This is a genomic window from Chitinophaga sp. (assembly GCF_035564935.1).
Lineage (GTDB): Bacteria > Bacteroidota > Bacteroidia > Chitinophagales > Chitinophagaceae > Chitinophaga.
Genome location: NZ_DATMTE010000783.1, coordinates 1 through 4,067, shown reverse-complemented (window position 1 = coordinate 4,067; position 4,067 = coordinate 1). Strand labels below are relative to the sequence as shown.

The window sequence follows — 4,067 nt, the reverse complement described above, 5'->3', positions numbered from 1 at the left end:
GCTTTGCCGCATCGACGGCAGTGATTTCTGCCTTATGATTTGTCTATTATGAAAAAAGTGAAAAAAGTTACCTTATCGTTCCACCGATACTCGGGGCATACTAGCCGCGCATTTTTACTGTTGGTCGGATTGGGTTTTGCTCCGGGAGTGGCGCATTCCTTTTCTCCTCACGGGAACAAACACGTATGGTTAAACCAGCAGAAAGTTTCGGTATCCGGCACGGTACTGGACGACAACACCCATCAACCTATAGCCGGCGTGACGATCACCGCAGGCGGCAGGCCATTGACAACCACAGATAATCAAGGTCGCTTTACCATTCAGGTCGACGCCGGTCAGCAAGTGACCTTTCAAAGTGTCGGTTATGAACCGTTAGCACGAAAATGGTCAGCGAACGCAACAAACGCATCCATCACCTTACATCGTTCCGATCAGAAGATAGAGGAAGTCGTGGTGACGGCCCTGGGCATCAAACGCGAGCAAAAATCCCTCGGATATGCCGTGAGTAAAATCAGTGGTCAACAGATGACCGATGCCACGCCGAGCAATTGGGTGGATGCCATGAAAGGTAAGGTCGCCGGACTGAACATCACGCAGGCAAGCAGCGGTCCCTTAAACACCGCGCGCATCAATTTACGGGGCGACCGCTCCTTGGATCCAACCAAAAACGAAGCGCTGATTGTCGTGGATGGCGTTCCATTGGTCAATGGTCGGTTTAGTTCGGGTGTAACCGATGCCTATGGTGCCGGTTCCAGCGGTGCAGATAAAGATATTCCCGTGGATTTTGGAAATGGACTGGGCGATATCAACCCTGACGACATCGAATCCATATCCGTGCTGAAAGGCGCTGCCGCGACCGCATTATATGGTAGCCGTGCAGGAAATGGCGCACTGATTATTACCACCAAATCCGGAAAAAGAAACGGTAAAGGTATCGGGGTAACCGTCAATTCAAACAGCAGTTTTCAAAATGTGTTAAAATGGCCTGATTTTCAGTATGAATACGGGCAAGGCAACCTAGAACGCAATGCCAACGGCGATCCGTATTATTCCTACGGCCTGACCGAGGATGGCCGTAACACCGGTTCGACCTCCAGTGCCTGGGGACCTAAATTTGACGGGCAGATGTTTTTCCAGTACGATCCAGAACTGGAAACAACGGGTACCGAACGGACACCATGGGTGCCTTATAAGGACGGCGTCAAAGGTTTCTTCCGCACAGGAGCGACCTATATGAACAGCGTTGCATTCGACGGCGGAACAGACAACTTTACGGCAAGAACATCACTCACGCATACCTCGAATAAGTGGATCATGCCCAATACCGGGTTCGAGCGCCTTGTGGCTGCCTTCAATGGTTCGGCCAATCTGAGTGAAAAGCTCAAGATTAATTTCAAGGCCAACTACACCAACAAAAACAGCGACAACCTCCCCGGAACAGGCTACAACAATCAGTCTATTGCCTACTTCATGATCTTCCAAAATCCGAGTATCGACCTCAACTGGTACCGGCCGAGATGGAAGAAAGGAAAGGAGAATCTCGAACAGATACATCCATTTAGCTCGTATATCGAAAATCCATTTGTCATTGCCCATGAAATGACGAATAGCCTGGTGAGCAACGGCATCGATGGTATGCTGCAGGGCGTATATACCTTTAACCCCAAATGGGAGCTGATGCTACGGTCGGGCATCAATATGCGTTCAGACCGCCGCGAGCAAAGACGGCCCTGGGACACGGCCAATTTTCCAAAGGGATACTATAAGCAGCAGGACCTGTTCTATATGGAATCCAATACCGACGCGTTGCTTTCCTACACCGACAAGCTAAGCGAGGATTTCAGTCTCCGGGCATCCTTGGGCGGTAACGTGATGAAGCGCGATATGAAGGAAGACATTGGTGTGGCCCGCGGATTGATCTCGCCGGATGTTTACAAACTGAGCAATGCTCTTACCACTGCGGTAGCCGAAAATAAGTTGGTAAAAAAAGAAATACAAAGTGTATTCGGTCTGGTAAACCTGTCCTGGAAGGATAAAATCTTTTTGGATGTGACTGCGCGGAATGACTGGTCATCTACCTTACCAGCCAATAACAGGTCTTATTTTTACCCTTCGGTGAGCAGTAGTTTTGTGTTGAGCGAGCTCATGCCGATGCCATCAGCAGTATCTTTTGCAAAATTGAGGCTGTCCTGGGCACAGGTCGGTAACGATGCGGATCCCTACAGCACGTTGAAATATTTTCAGACGTCCATTTTTCCGGGATCTGCCGAGGCCCCTTCGGTGCTGCATAACGAAAATCTGAAACCCGAAATATCCACATCAACCGAGGCAGGATTGAATCTTGCATTTTTAAATAACCGGTTGACGACGGATATCAATTTTTACTACAACCGATCCCGTAACCAGATCCTGACCGTTCCTCTGGATGTCAGCACCGGTTACAGCCAGGCCCTCATCAATGGCGGTTTGATCAGGAACCAAGGCTGGGAACTGAGCGTGTCAGGAACACCCGTCAAAACAGAACACTTCCAGTGGACGGCAACCGCAAACTGGTCGAAGAATGACAACAAGATACTGGAATTGACAGAAGGCGTGGAAACGCCCTATCAGATCATTGCGAGCAGCGGTTCTGGAGCCGCAGAGATCCGGGCAACCATTGGCGGTTCGACAGGAGACCTGTGGGGTTATGGTCTTGTACGCAATGAGCATGGCGATGTGCTGATTGATGCAAGCACCGGTCTGGCTGTTCGTCCTACGGATAAAGTCAAGATCGGAAATGCCTACGCCGACTGGCGGGGCGGCCTTCACAACGAGTTCCGTTACAAGAATATGTCCTTTAGCTTCCTTTTGGATGGACAGTACGGCGGCATTGTCTACTCCCAGACACACCATAAGATGACCGAGCAAGGTAAACTGATGCATACGCTAAAAGGCCGTGAGACCGGATTTATCGTCGGTGAAGGTATGGTAGCCAATGGAGATGGTACCTATAGCCCCAATACCAAAGAGGTGGCTATCAATACCTGGTATGGCGACTACTATCGCCGGGCGAATATGGAGACCAACAGTTTTGATGCCTCCTATCTGAAGCTGCGTGAGGTCCGCCTGGAATTCGGACTGCCCAAAAGCCTCGTGTCGCGCTGGAAGATGAACAGTGCATCCATTGCATTTTTCGGCCGTGACCTATTGATGTGGTCCGACTTCCCGATGTATGATCCAGAGACTGCTGCGTTAAATGGCGCTACGATCATGCCCGGCGTGGAGATGGGACAAATGCCGAGCACACGTACGTTCGGAATTAATCTGAGAGCTAATTTTTAAATCGAGACCAATGAAAATCAAACATATCAGCATTGCACTTCTCTTGTCGGCCATGGTTGGACTACAGGGATGTACCAAAAACTTTGATGAAATCAATACCGATCCCAACAAAGTCGAAAATGTGACCCCCAGTGCATTAATCACTCCTACGGTATATGGCATGTCAACCTATTTCACTGTACGGAGCAACGACTTTACCTGGGAAATCATGCAGACCGGCCTGGCCAATCCGAGCGTGGCCAATGGTGTGCACCGGTATTATTTTACCGAGACCTCCGGCGACGGTACATGGAATACCTGTTACCGGTACCTGCGGAATATCCGCGAGATGGAATCGGCAGCCGAAAAAAGCGGACAGGCCGTGTATAAGGCCGTTGCCATCACCTTAAAAGCCTATATTGCCGGCCTACTGACCGATAGCTTTGGCGATGTACCGATGTCCGAAGCACTCCTTGCCGAAGAACACATCAGCCAGCCTAAGTTTGACAAGCAGGAGCAGATTTACGCAGATATGATCAAAGCTTTGGAGACAGCAAACACGCTGTATGCAGGCGAGGATGTGATGGATGGAAGTGATCTGCTCTACAACAACAAGAAAGAGCTGTGGCGTAAATTCAACAACTCGCTCCTGTTGCGTTATTACCTGCGGCAGTCCAAACGTATTCCAACGGCGGCAAAGATCAAAAACATCCTGGATAACCCAAAACAGTACCCGATCTTTACTTCCAATGAGGATGCCGCCATCG

The 4,067-nt window shown here is 49.9% G+C and carries 2 protein-coding genes; both read left to right on the top strand.

The features are described 5' to 3' along the window. Positions 1–48: 48 nt before the first annotated feature. The gene (locus tag VN105_RS20200) at positions 49–3,321 is read left to right on the top strand and encodes a SusC/RagA family TonB-linked outer membrane protein (protein ID WP_325643569.1); all 3,273 of its coding nucleotides are present in this window, start codon (positions 49–51) and stop codon (positions 3,319–3,321) included. Positions 3,322–3,331: 10 nt separating this feature from the next. Continuing rightward, a partial coding sequence (locus VN105_RS20195; RefSeq protein WP_325643567.1) for a SusD/RagB family nutrient-binding outer membrane lipoprotein occupies positions 3,332–4,067 on the top strand: 736 nt, incomplete at its 3' end.